Annotated in this window: 17 protein-coding genes; 14 read left to right on the top strand and 3 right to left on the bottom strand. The window is 67.4% G+C overall.

Annotation, left to right across the window (positions count from 1 at the left end; all coding sequences use genetic code 11):
* Window positions 1–38 precede the first annotated feature (38 nt).
* From AB3X98_RS22440 to AB3X98_RS22400, 9 genes are all read left to right on the top strand, one after another.
* Window positions 39–1,010, top strand: a complete 972-nt coding sequence (locus AB3X98_RS22440) for a GlxA family transcriptional regulator (protein ID WP_368606966.1) — start codon at window positions 39–41, stop codon at window positions 1,008–1,010.
* A gap of 229 nt (window positions 1,011–1,239) precedes the next feature.
* Window positions 1,240–2,457: an aspartate aminotransferase family protein gene (locus AB3X98_RS22435; protein WP_342945573.1), complete on the top strand. Its 1,218-nt coding sequence runs from the start codon at window positions 1,240–1,242 to the stop codon at window positions 2,455–2,457.
* Window positions 2,458–2,499: 42 nt separating this feature from the next.
* Complete coding sequence (gene aruF, locus AB3X98_RS22430) at window positions 2,500–3,579, top strand: arginine/ornithine succinyltransferase subunit alpha (protein WP_368606962.1); 1,080 nt, start codon at window positions 2,500–2,502, stop codon at window positions 3,577–3,579.
* Window positions 3,576–4,610, top strand: coding sequence for an arginine N-succinyltransferase (gene astA, locus AB3X98_RS22425; RefSeq protein ID WP_368606961.1), 1,035 nt, complete (start codon window positions 3,576–3,578; stop codon window positions 4,608–4,610). Before aruF ends, astA begins: the two co-directional genes overlap by 4 nt.
* A 2-nt stretch (window positions 4,611–4,612) precedes the next feature.
* Window positions 4,613–6,076 carry a succinylglutamate-semialdehyde dehydrogenase gene (gene astD, locus AB3X98_RS22420; protein WP_368606960.1) on the top strand — a complete coding sequence of 488 codons (1,464 nt, stop codon included), beginning with the start codon at window positions 4,613–4,615 and terminating at the stop codon, window positions 6,074–6,076.
* Window positions 6,077–6,085: 9 nt separating this feature from the next.
* Window positions 6,086–7,426 (top strand): N-succinylarginine dihydrolase, encoded by a 1,341-nt coding sequence (gene astB, locus AB3X98_RS22415; protein WP_069267909.1) that lies wholly within the window; start codon window positions 6,086–6,088, stop codon window positions 7,424–7,426.
* Window positions 7,410–8,462, top strand: coding sequence for a succinylglutamate desuccinylase (gene astE, locus AB3X98_RS22410; protein WP_368606959.1), 1,053 nt, complete (start codon window positions 7,410–7,412; stop codon window positions 8,460–8,462). Before astB ends, astE begins: the two co-directional genes overlap by 17 nt.
* Before the next feature lie 330 nt (window positions 8,463–8,792).
* On the top strand, window positions 8,793–9,593 hold the full coding sequence (locus AB3X98_RS22405) for an ABC transporter substrate-binding protein (protein ID WP_069267907.1): 801 nt from the start codon (window positions 8,793–8,795) through the stop codon (window positions 9,591–9,593).
* A gap of 325 nt (window positions 9,594–9,918) precedes the next feature.
* Window positions 9,919–11,304: an EAL and HDOD domain-containing protein gene (locus tag AB3X98_RS22400; protein WP_368606958.1), complete on the top strand. Its 1,386-nt coding sequence runs from the start codon at window positions 9,919–9,921 to the stop codon at window positions 11,302–11,304.
* A gap of 60 nt (window positions 11,305–11,364) precedes the next feature.
* Here the strand turns inward: AB3X98_RS22400 and AB3X98_RS22395 are convergent, their stop codons facing one another.
* Both AB3X98_RS22395 and AB3X98_RS22390 read right to left on the bottom strand, forming a co-directional pair.
* Window positions 11,365–12,807: an HDOD domain-containing protein gene (locus AB3X98_RS22395; RefSeq protein WP_342945998.1), complete on the bottom strand. Its 1,443-nt coding sequence runs from the start codon at window positions 12,805–12,807 to the stop codon at window positions 11,365–11,367.
* Between the two features lie 48 nt (window positions 12,808–12,855).
* Entirely contained in the window at window positions 12,856–14,835 is a 1,980-nt protein-coding gene (locus tag AB3X98_RS22390; protein ID WP_368606957.1) for a putative bifunctional diguanylate cyclase/phosphodiesterase, read from the bottom strand.
* 408 nt (window positions 14,836–15,243) lie between these two features.
* Here AB3X98_RS22390 and AB3X98_RS22385 point away from each other — a divergent pair, with 408 nt between their 5' ends.
* The 5 genes from AB3X98_RS22385 to AB3X98_RS22365 all read left to right on the top strand — a co-directional run bounded on the left by AB3X98_RS22385 (window position 15,244) and on the right by AB3X98_RS22365 (window position 18,790).
* Window positions 15,244–16,536 (top strand): EAL and HDOD domain-containing protein, encoded by a 1,293-nt coding sequence (locus AB3X98_RS22385; RefSeq protein ID WP_368610317.1) that lies wholly within the window; start codon window positions 15,244–15,246, stop codon window positions 16,534–16,536.
* Window positions 16,537–16,699: 163 nt separating this feature from the next.
* Entirely contained in the window at window positions 16,700–17,263 is a 564-nt protein-coding gene (locus AB3X98_RS22380) for a peroxiredoxin (RefSeq protein WP_342945580.1), read from the top strand.
* 130 nt (window positions 17,264–17,393) lie between these two features.
* On the top strand, window positions 17,394–17,861 hold the full coding sequence (locus AB3X98_RS22375; protein WP_368604082.1) for a hypothetical protein: 468 nt from the start codon (window positions 17,394–17,396) through the stop codon (window positions 17,859–17,861).
* 70 nt (window positions 17,862–17,931) lie between these two features.
* Window positions 17,932–18,474, top strand: coding sequence for an outer membrane protein assembly factor BamE (gene bamE / locus AB3X98_RS22370; RefSeq protein WP_368604083.1), 543 nt, complete (start codon window positions 17,932–17,934; stop codon window positions 18,472–18,474).
* 52 nt (window positions 18,475–18,526) lie between these two features.
* The gene (locus tag AB3X98_RS22365; RefSeq protein ID WP_368604084.1) at window positions 18,527–18,790 is read left to right on the top strand and encodes a hypothetical protein; all 264 of its coding nucleotides are present in this window, start codon (window positions 18,527–18,529) and stop codon (window positions 18,788–18,790) included.
* A gap of 51 nt (window positions 18,791–18,841) precedes the next feature.
* On the opposite strand, the gene AB3X98_RS22360 is transcribed toward AB3X98_RS22365, so the two are convergent.
* Window positions 18,842–22,141, bottom strand: coding sequence for an efflux RND transporter permease subunit (locus tag AB3X98_RS22360; protein ID WP_368610316.1), 3,300 nt, complete (start codon window positions 22,139–22,141; stop codon window positions 18,842–18,844).
* Window positions 22,142–22,145: the final 4 nt, after the last annotated feature.

Here is a 22,145-nt window from a genome sequence, read left to right as displayed (position 1 = left end):
CGACCCAGGTGGCGATCGTCGCGCTCCCGCCGGTTTCGATGTCGGGCGTGGGCCCGATCGTCGACGCGCTCAATCTCGCGAACGAGATCGACGGCCGCGCGCTGTACCGCTGGCAGATGTGCTCATGGAACGGCCGCCCTGTGCCGCTCGCGGGCGGCGCGCAGTGGCCCGCCGACTGCGCGTTCGGCGACGCCGTTTCGGCCGACTGGCTCATCGTCGTGACCGAGCGCTACCAGCAGTTCGCCGACTACCGGCTCTTCCTCGCGAGTCTCGCGCGCGTGGGGCAGCGCACGCCGCTCGTCACGGGCATTCACCATGGCATCTGGTGGCTCGCGATGGCGGGGCAGTTGCAGGGCTACCGCGTGGCCGCGAACTGGGAGACCTTCCAGCAGTTCGCCGAGCAGTTCGAGCGCACCATCGTCACGCAGCACATCTACGAAATCGACCGCGACCGCGCGACCTGCTCGGGCGGCCAGGCCACGCTCGACTTCATGCTCGCGATGATCGGCCGCGACCACGGCCCGGAACTCGCCGAGCGCATCGCCGACGCGCTGGGCGCGAGCACGCTGCGCAGCGGCGACGAGCGCCAGCGCATTCCGTTCGTGACCGCGCCCGGCGAGCGGCACCCGCGCCTGAACGACGCGCTCAAGCTGATGGAGGCGAATATCGAGGACCCGCTCACGACCGACGAGATCGCGAATCTCGTGGGTGTGTCGCGTCGTCAGCTCGAACGGCTCTTTCGCCAGTACCTCGGCGCGATGCCGTCGAAGTACTACCTGGGCCTGCGTCTTGCCAAGGCGCGCTCGCAGTTGCAGCGCACCAGCAAGTCGGTGGTGCAGATCAGTCTCGCGTGCGGGTTTTCGTCGGCTGCGCATTTTTCGAATGCGTATCGCGAGCGTTTCGGCGTGACGCCGCGCGAGGATCGCCGCAACTGGATCGAGCGCCAGCACGGCGGAGCCGCCGCCGAGCCGCGCGCGGGCGCGCTCGTGGAGCCCCCGGAAGTCCAGTGAAACTGGCCGCGGCGCAGCAAACGCGCGGACTTGCAGGTTCCGTACGAAAAAACGCGTCGCGCCTGCGCAAGACGTTTGCCGCGAGCTTGCCTACACTGCACAGGTGTCGACGGGACCTGGCGCTTGAGCGCTTGGTCCCGTCTCATGCAAAGCCAACTAAGCGAAAGGGCGCGGCCCGAACGCACACCGACCCCGAATTCGACACGCACTGAGTAATAGAGGAATCGCCATGAACGACCAGACTGTGAGCCGCAAGACCTTCGACGAAGTGATGGTGCCGTGTTTCTCGCCCGCGCCGTTCGTGCCGGATCGCGGTGTCGGCTCGCGCGTGTGGGACACCGAGGGCCGCGATTACATCGACTTCGCCTGCGGCATCGCCGTGACCTCGCTCGGCCACGCGCATCCGGAGCTGCTGCGCGTGCTGCAGGAGCAGGGCAGCAAGCTCTGGCACATCGGCAACGGCTACACCAACGAGCCGGTGCTGCGTCTCGCGCGCCAGCTCGAAGCGCTCACGTTCGCCGACCGCGCGTTTTTCGCGAACTCGGGCGCGGAGGCCAATGAGGCGGCGCTCAAGCTCGCACGCCGCGTGGCCTTCGATCGGCACGGCGCCGACAAGTTCGAGATCGTCTCGTTCACGCAGTCGTTCCACGGCCGCACGTTCTTCACCGTGAGCGTGGGCGGCCAGCCCAAGTATTCGGAAGGCTTTGGCCCCGTGCCGGGCGGCATCACGCATCTGCCGTACAACGACATCGAAGCGGCCACGCGCGCCATCGGCGCGCAGACCTGCGCCGTGATCGTCGAGCCGGTGCAGGGCGAGGGCGGTGTGATTCCCGCCGATCCCGCGTTCCTGCGCGCGCTGCGCGAGGCGTGCGATGCGCACGGCGCGCTGTTGATTTTCGACGAAGTGCAAACGGGCGTGGGCCGCACGGGCCACTTCTATGCCTACGAAGAGACGGGCGTCACGCCCGACATCCTCACGACGGCCAAGGCGCTCGGCAACGGCTTCCCGATTGGCGCGATGCTCACGACCGAAGCGATTGCCGCCCACTTCAAGGTGGGGGTGCACGGCACGACCTATGGCGGCAATCCGCTGGGCGCCGCGCTCGCGGGCAAGGTGGTCGAGCTCGTGAGCGATCCGGCGCTGCTGGCGGGCGTGCGTGCACGCGGCGAAGCGATTCGCGGCAAGCTCGCGAAACTCAACGAGCGTTTCGACATGTTCAAGGAAGTGCGCGGCAAGGGGCTCTTGATCGGCGCCGAACTGAATGCGCGCTTTGCGGGCCGCGCCAAGGACTTCAACGGGGCGGCCGCGAATCGCGGCGTGATGATGCTGATTGCCGGGCCGGACGTGCTGCGCTTCGCGCCCTCGCTCATCATTCCCGAAGCGGACCTCGACGAAGGCTTTGCGCGCTTCGAGCAGGCCTGCGCAGATGTGATCGGCGCACGCTAAATCGCAACCCAGCCGCAACCCAGCGCACACACAGGACCGACGATGCTATTCGTTCGCCCCGCCAGGCTTTCCGATCTCGACGCGATCGCCCACATGGCGCGTACCGCGCAGCCGGTGCTGCATTCGCTGCCGCACGACCGCGCGGCGCTCGAAGCGCGCATCGCGCTTTCCGAAGATTCGTTTCGCGCGGACGTGGACTTCCCCGGTGAGGAGTTCTATCTGTTCGTGCTCGAAGATTCCGCCACGGGGCGGCTCGTCGGCACCTCGAGCATCGTGGCGGCGGCCGGCTACGCCGAGCCGTTCTACGCGTTTCGCAACGACGCGCTCATTCACGCATCGCGCGAGCTGCACGTGAACCGCAAGATTCACGCGCTCACGATGTCGCACGAACTCACGGGCAAGAGCCGCCTCGCGGGCTTCTACATCGAGCCGACGCTGCGCGGCGACGCGGCCGCGCATCTCATGTCGCGCGCACGCATGATGTACGTCGCGATGAACCGCCGGCGCTTCACGCCCGAAGTGTTCTCGCTGCTGCTCGGCGTGACCGACGAGACGGGCGCCTCGCCCTTCTGGGAAGCCGTGGGGCGCAAGTTCTTCGGGCGCGACTTCAAGGACATCGAACTGGCCTCTGGCGGACGCAGCCGCACCTTCATCGCCGAGGTCATGCCGGCTTATCCGCTCTATGTGCCGCTGCTGCCAGAGCCGGCGCAGCGTGTGCTCGGCGAGCCCGATCCGAGCGCCTTGCTCGCTTACGAGATCCATCTGGAAGAGGGCTTCGAGCCGGATCGTTACGTCGATATTTTCGATGCGGGCCCGGTGCTGACCGCGCAGGTGGACCGCACGGCCTCGGTCGCCGGCAACGAGACGCGCACGGTGCGTGAAGCGGCGGGCGCTACGAACCTGGAAGGCGCGGCGTATCTGGTCGCGAGCCAGCGCGCGGGCGAGTTCCGCTGCGTGCTCGCGACGCTGCCCGAAAGCGAGAAGGGCGCGGGCATCATCGCGCCGCTCGACGCGAGCGCGCGCGCCGTGCTCGGCGTGCAGGACGGCGAGCCGGTGCGCTGCGCGCCGCTGTATCGCGCCACCCCGCAAACAGAGGATGCTTATATGGGAGATGCACAATGATCGTGGTACGCGTCGTGCAAACGGGCGACGTGGACGCGCTCGTCGCGCTCGCCCAGGAAACGGGGCCCGGCCTCACCACCTTCAAGCCCGACCGCGAGGCGCTCAAGGCGCGCATCGAGCGCGCGCGGCGCACGCTCGCAGGCGAAGCCGCGCCGCGCGAAGCCGGCTACTTCTTCGTGATGGAAGACACGGCCACGGGCGACGTGGCCGGCGTTTGCGGCATCGAAACGGCCGTGGGCCTGGAGCAGCCGTTCTACAACTACCGCGTGAGCACGGTGGTGCACGCAAGCCAGGAGCTCGGCATCTGGACGCGCATGCGCGCGCTCAATATCTCGCACGATCTCACGGGCTACGCCGAAGTGTGCTCGCTCTTTCTTTCGCCGCGCTATCGCACGGGCGGGGTGGGCAGCCTGCTGTCGCGTTCGCGCTTCATGTTCATCGCGCAGTTTCGCGAGCGCTTTCCCGAGCGCCTGTGCGCGGAATTGCGCGGCCATTTCGACGCGCAAGGCACATCGCCGTTCTGGCGCGCGGTCGGTTCGCACTTCTATCAAATCGACTTCAACGCTGCCGATTACCTCAGCTCGCACGGGCGCAAGTCGTTCCTCGCGGAGCTGATGCCGCGTTACCCGGTGTACGTCGAGCTGCTGCCCGAGGAAGCACAGGCGTGCGTCGGCCTCACGCATGCCGACACGATTCCTGCGCGCCGCATGCTCGAAGCCGAGGGGCTGCGTTATGAAAACCACGTCGATATCTTCGACGCGGGCCCGGTGCTCGAATGCCATATCGTCGACTTGCGCACGGTGCGCGACAGCGTGGTCGTGCCGGTCGAGATCGGTGAGGCGCATGCCGAAGAGGGCGTGCGCTCACTGGTATCCAATACGTCGCTCGGCGATTTTCGCGTGGGTTTCGCGCCGGGCGTCGTGCACGACGGCGTGTTCACGCTGGGCGCCACGGAAGCGGCGGCGCTGAACGTCGCGGCGGGCGATCCGGTGCGCGTGCTCGGCCCGGCAACAAAGCAGAAACAGGGATGACCATGAACGAGCTTTACATCGATGGACAATGGTGCGCGGCCTCGGGCCCCGCGTTCGCTTCGCGCAACCCCGGCACGGGCGAGACCGTGTGGAGCGGCAATGCCGCGAGCGCCGACGATGTCGATCGCGCCGTGAACGCCGCGCGCCGCGCGTTCGCCGCGTGGGCGCAAACGCCGCTCGAAGCGCGCTGCGAGATCGTGCAGCGCTTCGCCGCGCTCGTCACCGAAAAGAAGGAAACGCTCGCCCAGGCCATTGGCCGCGAGACCGGCAAGCCGCTCTGGGAAGCGCGCACCGAGGCGGCGTCGATGGCCGCGAAGGTCGCGATTTCGATCGCCGCTTATAGCGAGCGCACCGGCGAGAAACGCGCACCGATGGCCGACGGCGTGGCGGTGCTGCGCCATCGCCCGCATGGCGTCGTCGCCGTGTTCGGGCCGTACAACTTCCCGGGCCATTTGCCTAACGGGCATATCGTGCCGGCGCTGATCGCGGGCAACGCCGTCGTGTTCAAGCCATCGGAACTTGCTCCGGAAGTGGCACGCGTGACGGTCGAACTCTGGCGCGAAGCCGGCTTGCCCGCAGGCGTGCTCAACCTCGTGCAGGGCGAGCGCGACACTGGCATCGCGCTTGCGAATCACAAACAGATCGACGGGCTCTTCTTCACGGGCAGCTCGGATACGGGCACGCTGCTGCATCGCCAGTTCGGCGGACGGCCCGAGATCGTGCTCGCGCTGGAGATGGGCGGCAACAATCCGCTCGTCGTCGCGCCGGTCGAGGATATCGACGCCGCCGTGCATCACACGATCCAGTCGGCGTTCCTTTCGGCGGGGCAGCGCTGCACGTGCGCGCGCCGCATTCTCGTACCCGCTGACGCATTCGGCGAGCGCTTCCTCGCGCGCTTCGTCGAAGTCAGTTCGCGCATTACGGTGGGCGAGTACGACGCCGAGCCGCAGCCCTTCATGGGCGCCGTGATTTCGGCGCGCGCCGCGGGCAAGCTGATGAGTGCCCAGGCGCAACTGCTCGACCGCGGCGCACGCGCCTTGCTGCCGATGACACAGCGCGACCCGGCGCTCGGCTTCGTGACGCCCGCGATCCTCGACGTGACAGGCGTCGCCGATCTGCCCGACGAGGAGCACTTCGGGCCGCTCGCGCAGGTGACCCGCTACGCGGGTTTCGACGACGCCATCGCGCAGGCCAACAATACGGCGTACGGCCTCTCGGCGGGTCTGCTCGCCGACGACGAAGCGCTGTGGCAGCGCTTCACGCGCGAGATCCGCGCGGGGGTGGTGAACTGGAACCGGCCGACAAACGGTGCGTCGAGCGGTGCGCCGTTCGGCGGCGCGGGCCGCTCGGGCAACCACCGCCCGAGCGCGTACTACGCCGCCGACTACTGCGCCTACCCGATGGCCTCGGTGGAAAGCGCGCAATTGCAGATGCCCGCGAGCGTTTCGCCGGGTCTTCACTTCTAAGGAACGACGATGCAAACCCTTGAAGCCAACTTCGACGGACTCGTCGGCCCCACGCACAACTACGCCGGGCTGTCGTTCGGCAACGTCGCCTCGCAGAGTAACGAGAAGTCCGTCGCGAACCCGCGCGCCGCGGCGCAGCAGGGCTTGCGCAAGATGAAGCGGCTCGCCGACCTCGGCTTCGCACAAGGCGTGCTGCCGCCGCAGGAGCGGCCGTCCATGCGGCTGCTGCGCGAGCTGGGCTTCGGCGGTAAGGATGCCGAAGCGATCGCGCGCGCCGCGAAGGACGCGCCCGAACTGCTCGCGGCGGCAAGCTCCGCGTCGGCGATGTGGACCGCGAATGCGGCCACGGTGAGCCCTTCGGCGGATACGCCCAACCGGCGCGTGCACTTCACGCCCGCGAACCTGTGCAGCAAGCTGCATCGGGCGATCGAGCACGAGTCCACGCGCCGCACGCTTTCCACGGTGTTCGCGGACCCGTCGCACTTCGTCGTGCACGAGGCGCTGCCCGGCACGCCCGCGCTCGGCGACGAAGGCGCGGCCAACCATACGCGTTTTAGCGCACAGTACGGCGAGCGCGGCGTGGAGTTCTTCGTGTACGGGCGCAGCGAATACCGCCGCGGACCGGAGCCCAAGCGCTTCCCGGCGCGGCAGACGTTCGAGGCGAGCCGCGCCATCGCGCAGCGCCACGGCCTGACCGATGCCGGCACGGTGTTCGCGCAGCAGAATCCGGACGTGATCGACGCAGGCGTGTTCCATAACGACGTGATCGCTGTGGGCAACCGCAGCACGCTGTTTTGCCATGAGCGCGCGTTCGTCGACCAGCAGGCGGTCTACGACGAACTGCGCACGAAGCTCGCCGCGCACGACGCGCCGTTCCACGTGATCGAAGTGCCCGAGGCGCGCGTGAGTGTAGGCGACGCCGTGTCGTCCTATCTCTTCAACAGCCAGTTGCTGAGCCGCGCGGACGGCACGCAGATTCTCGTCGTGCCGCAGGAGTGCCGCGAGAATCCGCACGTGGCGATCTATCTCGACGAACTGGTCGCGAGCAGCGGACCGGTGGACGAAGTGCTCGTGTTCGACCTGCGCGAGAGCATGAAGAACGGCGGCGGCCCGGCGTGCCTGCGTTTGCGCGTGGTGCTCAGCGCGCAAGAGCGCGCGGCGACGGCGCCCGGCGTGTGGATGAACGACGCGCTCTTCACGCGCCTCGACGGCTGGATCGAGCGGCACTATCGCGACCGGCTCGCGCCGCAGGACCTGACCGATCCGGCGCTGCTCGTCGAGTCGCGCACGGCGCTCGACGAACTCACGCAGATTCTCGGCCTCGGATCGCTCTATGACTTCCAGCGCTGATAGCCCGCTTGCGGATTTTCTCGCGTACACGCTTGCGGGCTCGCGCCCGGCCACGCCGCAAGCCGCGCGCGGCGAATGCGCGGGCGGCGTGCGCTGGCAATGGCTCGACGAGGGCGTGGTGGAGCTGGAGCCGGCACACGTCGACGAGACGACGCGCAGCGTGCTGCTTTCGGCAGGCGTACACGGCGACGAAACTGCGCCGATCGAACTGCTCTCGCAGCTCGTGGCCGACATCGCGGCGGGCCGCTCGCCGCTCGCCTGCCGCGTGCTCGCGGTGCTCGGCAATGCCGGCGCGATGCGCGCGGGCGAGCGTTATCTCGACGACGATCTCAACCGCCTGTTCGGCGGCCGCCATGCGCGTGTGCCGGCGAGCCGCGAGGCGCCGCGCGCCGCGGCGCTCGAAGCGGCGGCGCAGCGTTTCTTCGCGAAGGCCGCGGGTTCTGCCGCTGCGCCCTTCGCGCGCTGGCACCTCGACATGCACACGGCGATCCGCGCGTCGGCGTTCGAGCAGTTCGCGCTGCTGCCGCACACGGGCGAGCCGCCCGCGCGCGCGATGCTCGAATGGCTCGCCGACGCGCGCATCGCAGCCGTGCTGATCCACACCGAGAAGGGCGCGACCTTGTCGTCGTTTACGGCGGAGACGTGTGGCGCGCTCGCCTGCACGCTCGAACTGGGCAAGGTGCGTCCGTTCGGCCAGAACGATCTGGCTCGCTTCGCCGGCGCCGATGCCGCCGTGCGCCGTCTCGTGGCGGGAGAATTGTCGTTGCCGAAGGGCGCGCAGATGCCGCGCATCTTCACGGTGATCGGCCAGATCACGAAGCAGAGCGCGGCCCTCAAGCTCAACGTGGCCGCCGACGTGCCGAACTTCACGCCGTTCGCGCGCGGCGAGGTGCTGGCGGAAGACGGTGCCTACCGCTACGTGGTGCAGCACGACGAGGAGCGCATCGTGTTTCCGAATCCAGGCGTGAAGCCGGGCTTGCGCGCGGGCCTGCTCGTCGTCGATACGACCCGCGAGACGCTCGCCGCGCTCGCCTGAGCGCTAGCCGCGAGCGCACGCGCTGTCACGCGCTTGCGCATCCACGACACCCACTTGCATGTTCGAACGCACTGCGTGGTCGGTCTGCCGCGCGCGGGCGCGCCTTGCGCCGCTTGCCGCCCGCGCGGCGGGGCGCCGGCGCCGTCGCGGTACAATCGCGCCCTCGCGGTTGTTGCGGCGCACCACACACGGTGCGCGCGATTGAGCCGTGTTTTTGGTGCAGCGATCCTGTGCCGGCGCCGGGAAGCCGTTTTTTAGCCGCGAATCGAACCATGAAGCTGCAAGAACGGGTTTCGCCGACGCACCCAATCTGACTGGAAAGAGACACTGATGAAGACGAACTGGAACAAGCTGGCAACGCTCGCATTCTGCGCGGGCGCCATGACGGCAGGCGCGGCAGGGGCCGCACATGCCGCCGATATCAAGGAAGTCCGCTTTGGCGTGGAGGCGTCGTACGCGCCGTTCGAATCGAAGTCGCCCGCGGGCGAACTGCAGGGCTTCGATATCGACGTGGGCAATGCCGTCTGCGCGAAGCTCAAGGCAAAGTGCGTGTGGGTGGAAAACTCGTTCGACGGCCTGATTCCGGCGCTGCAGGCGCGCAAGTTCGCCGCGATCAATTCCGACATGTCGATCACGGACCAGCGCCGCCAGGCCATCGACTTCACCGACCCGATCTACGCAATCCCGAACCAGATGATCGCGAAGAAGGGCAGCACGCTGCAGCCCACGCCCGAGTCGCTCAAGGGCAAGCACGTGGGCGTGCTCCAGGGCACGATCCAGGAGACCTACGCGAAAGCGAAGTGGGCGCCCGCGGGCGTCGACGTCGTGCCGTACCCGACGCAGGACCAGATCTACGCGGATCTCGTTTCGGGCCGCCTCGACGCCTCGTTTCTGGACGCCGAAGCCGCTTCCAAGGGCTTCCTGAACAAGCCGCAGGGCGCGGCTTTCGCGTTCGCGGGCCCGCAGGTCGTTGATGCGAAGCTGCTCGGCGAGGGCGTGGGCTACGGTGTGCGCAAGAACGACGCGGCGCTCAAGGCAGCGCTGAACGGTGCGCTCAAGGACCTGAAAGCGGACGGCACGATCGACCGCATCGCGGCGAAGTATTTCGACGTGAAGGTCGTGCTCAAGTAATCGACCAGTACCGCCGATAGACCGACCGGCTGGGCGAAATCCAGCCGGTCGGTTTTTTTTCGCGTCTTTGCTTCGGATTGCGTATCAAATCGTTCGTGCGTCGAGCGGCAACGCGGTGCAAGCGACGCGTGTGGCACTGCAAAAACTGCAAAAAAATCCCGCGGATTGCGCAGAACTTCATTTCCGCGCCTTACTTGCCAGGATAAAATCGAGCCAAGAAAGTGCCGCGTCGGGTGCGCGATCTGTGCCAAGCGCAAACGGTTGCGGCATGCCAAGAAACAAGACCAGGGCGCCGCCATGCGCGCGGCGCCGCGCGGGGGACCCCATGAGCTTGAACGCCGCAGACCGGCCGCAGATGTCGGGAGTCGCGGGCAGCACGCAGTCGCCGGAACAAGCCGGCCCGCCCATCGACGTGTATTTCGCGCGCCAGCCGATGCTCGACCGGGAGGGGCTCCTCTGTGCGTTCGAGACGTCGCCGCGCCTCGTGGACCGGCGCGAAAGCGCCGAAATCGCACAAGAGGCCGAAGCGGCCGCCAAAGACCAGGCCTCGGGCCTCGCGCCCAAGCCTTCCGCCACTAGCACCGCGCTCCTCAAAAGCTTCGCCGCACCCGCCTTGCGCGCCTCGCTCGCGGGCCATCCCGCCTGGCTCGACATGACTCGCGACGCGCTTTTTCACGACAGTCTGCAGCGCGTGAGCCCCGAGCGCGTCATGCTCGAGTTGCCCGTGGACATCGGCGCGGATGCGGATCTGATCGCGCGGCTCGTCGAACTGCACCGCCGCCGCTACCGCTTCGCGCTCGACCATGTGTCGAAGGCGGATGAGTCGCTCGCGAAACTACTGCCGTATGTGGACGCCATTAAGATCGATATCCGCGAGATCGCGCCCGCGGTGCTGCCGAAGTTCGCGAGCGTGATGAAGGCGGCGGGCAAGCTTCTCGTGGCCATGGGCGTCGAGACCCAGGCCGACTATCAGCGCGCGCACGAGCTCGGTTTCGACCGCTTCCAGGGCTACTTCTTCGCGAAACCGCACGGTGGCGCGCGCCGCTCGAGCGCGCCGCGCCAGGCGCTGCTGAACCTGCTGCATCTGCTCGCGGCCGAGCCCACCGTCGCGCAGCTCGAAGCGGAGCTGAAGCTCAACCCCGTGCTCGTGATGCATCTGATGCGGCTTGCCAACTCGGGCAGCATGAACATCGGCCGCAAGGTGACGACGCTGCGCGAGGCGATCAATGCGACCGGCACCAACGCGATCGCGCGCTGGACGCAGTTGCTGCTCTACGCGGACGGCCGCAAGATCGCCGCCGAAGACGACCCGCTGCTGCAACTCGTGGCCACGCGTGCGCGCTTCATGGAAATCGCGGTGACTCAGCTTGCCCACGCGCACCTCGAAGAGGAAGACGCGGCGTTCCTCGTGGGCGTGTTCTCGTTCGTCGAGGCGGTGTTCGGCGGACCCCTCGAAAGCACGCTCGAAGTGCTCACGCTCGCCAAGCCGATCCGCACGGCGATCGTGAAGCGCGAGGGCGCGCTTGGGCGGCTGCTCGAACTTTCCGAGGCGGTGGAGCGTGCGGACTGGGCCCGCGTGGATGCGCTGTGCGCGGAACTCGAGCCGCTCGATGCCGCGACGGTCGCGGCGATCTCGCTCACGGCCGCGGAATGGGCGGGCACGTCCGGCCGAGACGCGGAAGACGAGGGGCTGGAGCGGATCGAGGATTGAGCGGGCGGGGCGGTGCCGCAAAGCCATGCGGCGCCGCGCTCAGTCGTGACTCAGTCGGAGTCAGGCGGTTAGCGGTACGTGGGTGAAGAAGCGCGCGAGCTGCTGCGCGAGATCGTTCAGCGCGCTCATCTCTTTCTGTGAAATGCGGCGTGGCTCCTGGGTCACGAGCCAGTCGCCGTACATCAGCGCCACGGGCTCGACGCCAGGCGCGCCCACGGGCAGCAGGACGAACGCGCGCGCGTCGTCGAAGCTCGAGCGATACCACCCGGGCAGGCGCGCGAGTATCTTCGCATCGCGCGCATTCTCGATGAAAATGCCGACCTTGTTCGCGATGGCGAGGTGAAACACGTCGGGCTGGAACGCGGCGGAAAACGCGAGCTTGGGCAGCACGTCGCCCATGTGCGGGCCGAAGCCGTGCTGCGCCTCGAACATGTTCGCCCCGCGTCGCACGAATACCACGCTGCGGGCGAAACCCAGGCCCGCGAGCACGGTTTCGGTCGCGAGCGTGAGGGCGGTGCTCAGCGCGCTGTCCGCCGGCAATGCGCGCAGGTCCTCGACGCCGGCCGCAATGCGCGCCTCGGGATCGAGCGCTTCGCGAGCGATGGCGTCGGCATTGGCGCGCAATTCGACGATCTCGCGCATGACGCCGTCTTCGGCTTCTTCGCGCGCAAGCGCGAGGCTCATCTGCACGAGCACGTCGGCATCGGTCGAGAGCGCGCGGCCGTAGTGCTGCGCCAGCTCGGCGATATGCGTCTCGCGCATCTCTTCGGAGAGGCCCTGCGTGGTCAGCACGCGCGCGACTTCCGTCGAATAGTTGGTGATGGCGCGCAGCCACTGCACGTCGCGCGGTTCCTTGTCGGCCGGGTCGTACTGGCGCATGCCTGCACGGATCGTGTCGGGCAGGCGCCAGCGCGTGGCGGCTTCGAGGCCGAGCTCTTCGAAGGTCACGCCGAGCACTTCGAGGCAGGCCTCGTCGTCGCTCGCGCCTTCGTCGATCTCGCGGCGGATCTGGTCCCACTCGGGCTCGAGATAGAACACCACGAGCAGCTTGCCCACCTGGCGCATGAGCGTGCAGACCACGGCCTCTTCGCCCGCGCGCAGGTCGCCGTGCTCGGTGAGCTTGCGTGCGACGCAGCCCGAGAGCATGGTGCGGTTCAGTTCGAGCTTGGCGTCGATGCGACGCGGCGCGCTGTGGTGAAAGTGATCGACGATCTTCAGGCCGACGACGAGATGGCCGACCGCGTCCATGCCGAGGACCATCAGCGCGCGCGTGACGGTCGTGATGTTGCCGCCGAACGCCATGTACATGGCCGAATTCGCGAGACGCAGCACCTTCTGCGTGAGCGCGAAATCCGAGAGCACGACCTTCACGAGCGCGCTGAAATCGTAATCGTCGTTGGTCATCGCCGCGACTGTGGTACGCAGCGATTGCGACAGCAAGGGGAAGTCCCCGCGTTCATTCATGCGGGCCCACAAGCGGTCTAGCAGGACGGCCTTTACCATCTGAACCATGTCAATTTCGCGAAAGCCCTGCTGTTTGCGATGCCCGCATCATTGCACCTCGTGCACGTGCAACGCACCCGAAACGAAGCGCTGCTGCAATTCTTCTGAAGGCAGCGCCTTGCAGACGAGCCATCCCTGGATATGCTCGCAACCCATGTTCGTCAGCAGCTCGCGCTGCGCCTCCGTCTCCACGCCCTCTGCCACGAGCTCGAGATCGAGCGTACGCGCGAGCCCCACCACCGCGTTGACGATCGCCTGATCGTTGCGCGAAGTGATGAGGTTCTCGACGAAGCTTCGATCGATCTTCAGCTTCGAGAGCGGGAAGCGCTGCAGATACGCCAGACTCGAATACCCCGTGCCGAAGTCGTCCACCGCGAAGCGAATGCCAAGCGAGGTGAGCTCTTCGAGCAGCGTTTTCGCATGCTGCGGATCGTGCATGAGCAGGCTTTCGGTGATCTCGAACACCAGCCGGCCCGGATCGACTCCGGTGAGCTCGATCGCCTCCTCGACACTTTCCCTGAACCGCGGATTACGGAACTGCTGGGGCGAGACATTGACCGCGACGTACTGCAGCTCGATGCCTTGCTCGTCCCATTGGGTCAGTTGCATACAGGCAGCCTTCAAAACCCAGTTGCCGAGATAATTAATCAGGCCGACGGATTCCGCAAGCGGAATAAACGTTGATGGCGGCACGAGACCGTGCAATGGATGTTGCCAGCGGATCAATGCCTCCACGCCGACCACGCCGCGCGAAGCGCTGCTCGTGATGGGCTGGAAGTGTAGCGAGAATTCGCCGTTGCGCACACCGTCGTAGAGGTCCGACTCCAGCTTCAGGCGTATGGCGTCGGTGGGATCGTCGACGGGCACGTGCAACGTCAGCGTGTTGCCGCCGATCGCCTTGGCCTGCTGGAGCGCCTGGTCCGCGCGGCGGATGAGCGGCGTGGTGTCGGCGCTGGCATCGGCCTCGCCCTCGCCCGCCCCGGAGGCGTCCGGGCGCTGGTCGGGATGGAAGGCAATGCCGATGCTCGCCGAAAGGTGCACGGGCTGGTTGCGAAACGAGTACGGCTGCAGGATGGAGGTGAGCAGGCGGCGGCCGAGCGCTTCGGCGGCGGCGCGCACTTCGTCGGGCGCGGCGTGGCGTTGCGGCGTGATCAGGATGGCGAACTCGTCGCTGCCGATGCGCGCGATCATCTCGCCCTGCAGCGCGAGGTGGGTGAGGCGCCGCGCGGTCTCGCGCAGCAGCTCGTCGCCGGCGTCGTAGCCGAGCGCGCGGTTCACGCGCTGATAGTCGTCGAGGTCGAGCAGCAGCAGCGCCACCGGCACGCCGAAATGGTCCGCGTCGGCCTGGGCGCGCTGCAGCTCGGGCGCGAGCGCGGTCTGGTTGGGCAGACCGGTGAGCGGATCGTGATGGAGCGCGTGGGTGAGCGCGGCCTCGGTGCCCTGCCAGCCGGAGACGTCGAAGCCCGCCACGGCGAAGCCGGTCGTCTCGCCATACTGGGCGCGCTGCACGCGCAGCTCCACGGGAAGCGGGTAGGTGAGCGCCTTGACGAGGTCGATGGTGTCCTTTTCCACGGCGCCGCTGTGCGCGGCGCGCGCGATCAGCGCCTCGAGGCGCTCGTGATGCTCGGGGGTGACGATGTCGGCGAGCGTCGCGCCGAGCAGGAACTCGCGGTGATATCCCGCGAAGCGCAGGCTCGCGTCGGAGACGTAGAGAAAGTGCAGCCTCGCGTCCACGTGCACGAGGAAGTCCACCGCGGCGGCCGTGTTCTCGAACGATAGCGAAACGGCGTCGGCGTAGTCGGGTTCGGCGGCGGGAGGCGAGGGGGGCACGAGCGGCGCGGCGGCTTTGTCGTCGGCTGTTTCGGCTGCGCGCGCCGCGCTCTGCGCCTGCGCGGCATGTGAGGCGTTCGCGTCGCCAGGCATGGGCGGGTCGCCGGCAACGCCCTTGAGGCCGGCAAGCGCGTAAAACCGGTCGACGACCGTGCGCAACCAGCCCTCGCGGGGCGCGGAGATCCTGTTCGCTTCCATGTCTGTCGCTGGCAACCCTTTGTTTGTCTGTGGCATCCCGGCCGGTTTCCACGTCCGTCTGAAGCCGCCCATCAGAGCAAGTTATCGACCCGGGACGGGAAATCTTTAGCCGCGGCGACCGAAAAAACACCTAACGCATAAACGTGACGGGAGATCGGTGCGGTGGCGTCCAGATTCGGTTAAAGTGGCGCCGGTCGAGACGCCGTTCGCCATGCGCGATGGGTCGGCGCGCGTGAAGCGCCCGTCTTGCGGGCCGCAGGGGCGGCCCGGCGCGTCGGCGGCCATTACCGGCCATTCCATCCGTACGAGTCATCCGCCATGTCCGATTCATCGTCAGCGTTTGCCGCGCCGGCAAGCGAGGCTGCGCGAGACGATGCGGGCAGGGGCACCCCTGGTTCCGCGCCTTCTATGCCGTCAGCTTCACAACCGGACCTTGCTACCGGGTCATCAACGGGTCCGCAGCCGTTCGTCTATCTCGGGCGGCAGCCTATTCTCGATCGCAATGGCGCGCTCAACGCCTATGAGCTGCTGTTCCGCGGCGGCGCGCAGAACCGCGCGGACGTCGACGACGACGCGCTCGCCACGGCCCAGGTGATGACGCGCACGATCGGCCAGCTCGGCGTGCCCGCGGTGCTTGGCCGTCACTACGGCTATGTCAATATCAGCCGCGAGTTGCTGTTCGACGACATCGTGCATCTGCTGCCGCCGGGCCGCTTCGTGCTGGAGGTGCTCGAACACGTGCGCTTCGACGCCGCGGTGCTGGAGCGTCTCGCGCAACTGCGGCGCGCCGGCTACCGCATTGCCTTCGACGACGTGTGCGAGATCACGGAGAACCTGCTGCGCGCGTTGCCCTACGCGGACATCATCAAGGTCGACCTGCTGCAAACCGAGCGCGCGGCATTGCCTGGGCTCGTCGCGAGCCTCGCCGCGCACGGCAAGACGCTGATCGCCGAGAAGGTCGAGACGGGCGAGGACTTCGAGCTGGCCTCGTCGCTCGGCTTCGAGCTGTTTCAGGGCTACTTCTTCGCGCGCCCGCAGGTGCTGCGCGCGCCGCGCGTGCGCGCGTCGCGCCTCGCGCTCGTGCGCCTGCTCGCGCTGGTCGCCAACGACGTCGGCACGGCTGAACTCGAGCGCGAACTGCGCAGCCACCCCGGCGTAGTGGTGCAACTGTTGCGTCTCGTCAATTCGAGCGCGTACTCACCGGGGCGGCCGATTTCGTCGCTGCGCGAAGCGGTGCTCGCGGCGGGCACGCGCCAGATCGCGCGCTGGGCGCAACTGCTGCTCTACGCGAGCGGACGCGACCTGCCCTGGGGCTCGGACCCGCTCGTGCAGCTCGCGGGCACGCGCTCGCATTTCATGGAACTTGCCGCGCGCAGCCTGAGCCCGCAGGACCCCGATTTTGCCGATGCCGCCTTCATGACCGGCATCTTCTCGCTCGTGCACGTGCTGGTCGGCTCGACGCCCGAGCACACGCTCGATCGTCTCGGCCTTGCACGCGAGATCGTCGAGGCCGTCGACGGTCATCGCGGCGAGCTCGGTACGCTGCTGCGCATCGCGACCGCGGCCGAGCGCGGCGATCACGACGGCGCGCAGCGCCTCGCGCGCGAGGCGGGGGGCATGTTCAATGCGCTCACGCCGCCGCTGCTCGGCGAGTTGAACCTGTGGGCCGGCGCGTGGTTCACGGCTTATGCCGAGGGTTGAATACAGCTTGTCAGGTTTGCGCCCGGGGGACGCGCTGCGAGTGCCGCAATTGTGTGATCCAATATCGGTATCGTCGCGGCGTCATGCGTCTCATTTGCATGATGGGCAAGACCCGCGGGCAAAACGCGCGCCGGCGTGGCGATTCAACTCGAGGGCATTTGACATGAAACCGAGGTTCTTTGCGGCGGGAGCCGCGGCGCTCGTCTGCGCCGGGCTTGCGCTCTTTACGCTGTCTGCGCAGGCAACGCTCAAGCCAGGCGATTCCGCCCCCGACTTCACGACCCAGGCATCGCTGGGCGGCAAGACCTACACCTATTCGCTCGCTTCGGAGCTCAAGAAGGGGCCAGTGGTGGTGTACTTCTATCCGGCTGCGTTCACGAAGGGCTGCACGATCGAGGCGCACGAATTCGCTGAAGCGGTCGATCAGTACAAGCAGTACGGTGCGACCGTGATCGGCGTTTCGCACGACAACATCGACACGCTCACGAAGTTTTCGGTGAGCGAGTGCCGCAGCAAGTTCCCGGTTGCCGCCGACGAAGACTCGAAGATCATCAAGTCGTACGACGCGTCGATGCCGCTGCACGAGTCGATGGCCAATCGCGTGTCGTATGTGATCGCGCCGGACGGCAAGATCATCTACGAATACACGAGCCTGTCGCCGGACCAGCACGTGAGTAACACGTTGCGCGCCTTGAAGGAGTGGGCCGCGCAGCATCCGCAGCAGTAGGGATCGCAAGTTATCGCAAACGTAGTAAGCCATGGGGCCCGCCACGCGCGCGGGCCTCGTCGCGATCTGTCCCAGTCGTCCCTCCGCGTTTCGCCCCTGGTTTTTCTCTCCCGCCGCACGGATCCCTCGCATGCCGATCGTCGTCGTTCTACTTGCCTTTGCCGCGCTCGTCTACGGCGCGTACTGGTCCTTCAACGCCATCGCGGCGCACTTCGGCACGGGCGTTGCCGTGGGCGCAGCGGTGGTTGCCGCAGCGTTGTTCGCCGCGCTCATCGCCTGGGTGTGGCGCCGGATGCGCGACGTGGCGCCCAATATGCGCGGCGAAGGCGACTGGACACACCGCGTGGCCGGTGCCTGGGGCGAGGCCCGTCTCGCGGCGGGCAAGCGCTTCTGCGAGCTGACGCAGGGCGGCGCGCATGGCGCGTATATCTTCGCCGACCTGCAAGGCGCCCAGGCGGCGCGCGATGCCAACGGCTGGCACGTGGCGCTGCGAGTGGCCGACCCGAAGCGCCCGCTCTGGCAATTGCCGATGCCAAGCGAGCGCGAAGCGAAGCGCTGGGCGCGTATTTTCACGCTGGCGATTGCGCAAAAACTCTGAGCGCGGCGGCGGCGCTGAACGATCCGGGCGCAGCGCTGTCCCAACTACTTCCCGGCAACGCAGACTGGATATGTCACGAAAACCCTGGATCGCGGCGGCGTTGATCGCTGTCTGCGCCACGCTGCTCGCGGCGTGCGACCAGCAAAAGGTCGCCGACGCCGTCAACGCGATCAAGCCCGATTCGATGGCGTTCGGCGGCCTGCGCATTGGCGTGTCGACGGTCGAGGACGTGCGCCGGCAGGCGGGCAAGCCCGAAATGGTGTGGGAGGACGACGACGGCGCGCAGCGCCTCGAATACCCGCGCGGGCCCAACGGCCTCACCACGTGGATGCTCGACTTCGACGCGGACGGCAAGCTCGTGGCGATGACCCAGGCGCTGACGGCGCAGAATATCGCTCAGGTCGTGCCCGGCATGACGCAGGACGAAGTGCGGCGCCTGCTCGGCAAGCCGGCCACGGTAGCAAAATATGCGCTGAGCCACGAGGAAGTATGGAGCTGGCACTGGGCCGAAGGCGGTGTGGCGGGGGACGGCATGTTCAACGCCCATTTCGCGCCGGATGGGCTCGTGATCAGGACCTCGCGCTCGGACGCACCGGGTCACGAGCAGCATTGAGTCGGCGAGCGCATCGATCGCATCGATCGCGCCAGCCGCAAGGAGAAAGCAGATGAAACGTATCGCGTTGCTATGGCATGTGGTGAAGGGCGATGCGCGCGTGCTGTGGCACGCGCTGCGCCAGCCGGGGCGTCCCGTGTGGCTCGTGCCCGCCACGGCGCTGCTCGCGCTCTATGCGCTCGACCCGTTCAATATCGCGATGCCGGTCGCCGGTGTCGTGGACGACGGCATCATCGTGCCGCTCGTGTTGCACCTGATCGTGCGTTGCCTGCCTGCGCATTTGCGCCACCCGCGGCCTCGCCAGGCACGCGCATAAAAAAACGGCTGAAGCCACGCTTCAGCCGTCTTCTACTGCGGGAGCGCTCGCTCACTCCACTTGCGCCGCGGGCGCCGCGCGCCCGCGCTTCGCATCCCACCACACGCGCAGCCGGTCCATGTACAGGTACACCACCGGCGTCGTATAGAGCGTGAGCATCTGGCTCACGATCAGCCCGCCCACGATCGAGATACCGAGCGGCGCGCGCAACTCCGCACCTTCGCCGCGCCCGAACGCGAGCGGCAGCGCGCCGAGCAGCGCCGCGCAGGTCGTCATCATGATCGGCCGGAAGCGCAGCAGGCAGGCCTGGTGAATCGCGTCGCGCGAACTCAGCCCCTCACGCGAGGCCTGGATCGCGAAGTCCACCATCATGATCGCGTTCTTCTTCACAATGCCGATCAGCAGAATCACGCCGATCAGCGCGATGATGCTGAACTCCGTCTTGAAGAGCAGCAGCGCGAGCAGCGCGCCCACGCCCGCCGAGGGCAGGGTGGAGAGAATCGTGAGCGGGTGGATATAGCTCTCGTACAGAATGCCCAACACGATATACACGGCCGCGAGCGCCGCGAGAATCAGCAGCGGCTGGTTGTCCAGCGATTGCTGGAACGCCTGCGCCGTGCCCTGGAAGCTGCCGTGGATCGTCGCGGGCATGCCGATCTCGCCCATCGTGTCGTAGATCGCCTGGGTGGCGTCGGAGAGCGATTTGCCGGGCGGCAGGTTGAACGAGATCGTCGAGGCCACGAACTGGCTCTGGTGATTCACCGAAAGCGGCGTCGTGCCGGGGCCGAACGAGGCGATCGACGAGAGCGGCACCATCGTTTCCTTCGACGTGGACACAGCCGCGCCCGACGACGCGCTCGACTTGCCGCTCGCGGCGAGCGAGTTGGTCGCGAGGTTGCGCGCGGAGTCGGCTGCGATGGCCGCGGCGCTCGACGCCGTGGTGGCGGCCGTGCCGCCCGTCTTGGCGGTGGTGGGGCCCGTCACCGTGCCCGCCGTCGCGTTGGTGCTCTGCGCGCCGCTCGCCGTGCCGCCCGAGGTGCTCACCCATATCTCGTTGAGCATGGTCGGGCTCTGCCAGTACTTCGGCGCGACTTCCATCACCACGTGGTACTGGTTGAGCGGGTTGTAGATCGTCGAGACCTGGCGCTGGCCGAACGCGTCGTAGAGCGTGTTGTCGATCTGCGAGGGCGTGATGTTCAGCCGCGCGGCGCTCTGCCGGTCGATGTTGATCATCGATTCGAGGCCGCCTTGCTGCTGGTCCGAATTCACGTCGGCGAGTTCGGGGCGCGCCTGCAGCGCCTCGGTGAGCTTCGGCCCCCACTTGTAGAGGTCGGCGGTGTTGTCCGCGAGCAGCGTGAACTGGTACTGCGCGTTCGACTGCCGGCCGCCCACGCGAATATCCTGCACCGCTTGCAGGAAGGTGCGCGCGCCCGCCACGTTCGAGAGCGGCCCGCGCAGTTGCGCGATCACTTCGTCGGCGGAAATCTTGCGCTCGCTCTTGGGCTTGAGCGAGACGAACATGAAGCCCGAGTTGGTCGCGCGCCCGCCCGAGAATCCCGCGACTGATTCCACCGCCGGGTTCGCCTGCACGATGCGCATCATCTCTGCGAACTTCACCTTCATCGCCTGGAACGAGGTGGACTGGTCGGCCTGGATGCCGCCGATCAGACGCCCCGTGTCCTGCTGCGGGAAGAAGCCCTTGGGCACGATCACGTAGAGCGCGACGTTCAGCGCGATGGTCGCGACGAGCGTGAGCAGGATGACGAACGGATGCGCCAGCGCCCAGCCGAGCGTGCGCTCGTAGCCGCCCTGCATGCGCTGGAAGCCGCGCTCGAGCCACTGCGCGAAGCGGCCTTCTTCCTTCTTCTCGTGCGCTTCTTCGAGCAGGCGCGAGCACATCATCGGCGTGAGCGTGAGCGATACAGCGAGCGACACCGCAATGGCGAGCGAGAGCGTGAGCGCGAACTCGCGGAACAGGCGCCCGACGATGCCGCCCATCAGCAAAATAGGCAGGAACACGGCGACGAGCGAGACGCTGATCGAGAGCACCGTGAAGCCCACTTCGCGCGCGCCGAGCAGCGCCGCCTTCATGCGCGGCACGCCGTTTTCGATATGCCGCGAGATGTTCTCGAGCACGACGATGGCGTCGTCGACGACGAAGCCGGTCGCGATGGTGAGCGCCATCAGCGAGAGGTTGTCGAGCGAAAAGCCCATCAGGTACATGGCCGCGAAGGTGCCGATGATCGAGATGGGCACGGCCACGCTCGGAATGAGCGTCGCGCGCCAGTTGCGCAGGAACAGGAACACCACCATCACGACGAGCGCCACGGCGATGATGAGCGTGCGCTCGGTGTCCTTGAGCGAGGAGCGGATCGTGACCGAGCGGTCGGACGTCGGGATCACCTCGACGTCGGCGGGCAGCGACGCCTTGAGCTGCGGCAGCATGGCGATCACGCGGTCCACGGTCTCGATGATGTTCGCGCCCGGCTGGCGGTAGAGGATCACGAGCACGGAACGCTTGCCGTTGGCGAGTCCGATGTTGCGCAGGTCTTCCACCGAATCGACCACTTCGCCCACGTCGGAGAGCTTCACGCCCGCGCCGTTGCGGTAGGCGATCACGAGGTCCTTGTACTGGCTCGCCTTGCTCGCCTGGTCATTGGTGTAGAGCTGAAAGCGCTGCGGACCGAATTCGATATCGCCCTTGGGGCTGTTCGCGTTGGCCGAGGCGAGCGCGGCGCGCACGTCCTCGAGGCCGATGCCGTAGTGAAAGAGCGCATGCGGCTCCAGCTCCACGCGCACGGCCGGATTGGCCGAGCCGCTCACGTCGACTTCGCCCACGCCGTCCACCTGCGAGAGCGACTGCTGCAGCACCGTCGCCGCCGAGTCGTAGAGCTGGCCCGCGCTCAACGTGGGCGAGGTGAGCGCGAGAATCAGAATCGGCGCGTCGGCCGGGTTGACCTTGTGGTAGGTCGGGTTCTGCCGCAGGCTCGTGGGCAGGTCCGCGCGCGCGGCGTTGATCGCCGCCTGCACGTCGCGCGCCGCACCGTCGATGTCGCGGTTCAGGCCGAATTGCAGCGTGATGCGCGTGCTGCCCACCGAGCTTTGCGAGGTCATCTCCGAGACGTCGGCGATCGAGCCCAGATGCCGCTCCAGCGGGCTCGCCACGCTGGTTGCCACCGTTTCGGGGCTTGCGCCCGGCAAGGTGGCCTGCACGGAGATGGTCGGAAAGTCCACCTGCGGCAAGGGCGCGACCGGCAGCTTCGTGAACGCGAAGAGGCCGGCCAGCGCGATGCCGACGGCGAGCAGCGTGGTCGCGACGGGGCGCGAGATGAACGGGCGCGAGAGATTCATCGCG

It is taken from the genome of Paraburkholderia sp. BR14312 (assembly GCF_040948675.1).
GTDB lineage: Bacteria > Pseudomonadota > Gammaproteobacteria > Burkholderiales > Burkholderiaceae > Paraburkholderia > Paraburkholderia nodosa_A.
This window is presented reverse-complemented; position numbering and strand designations above follow the sequence as displayed.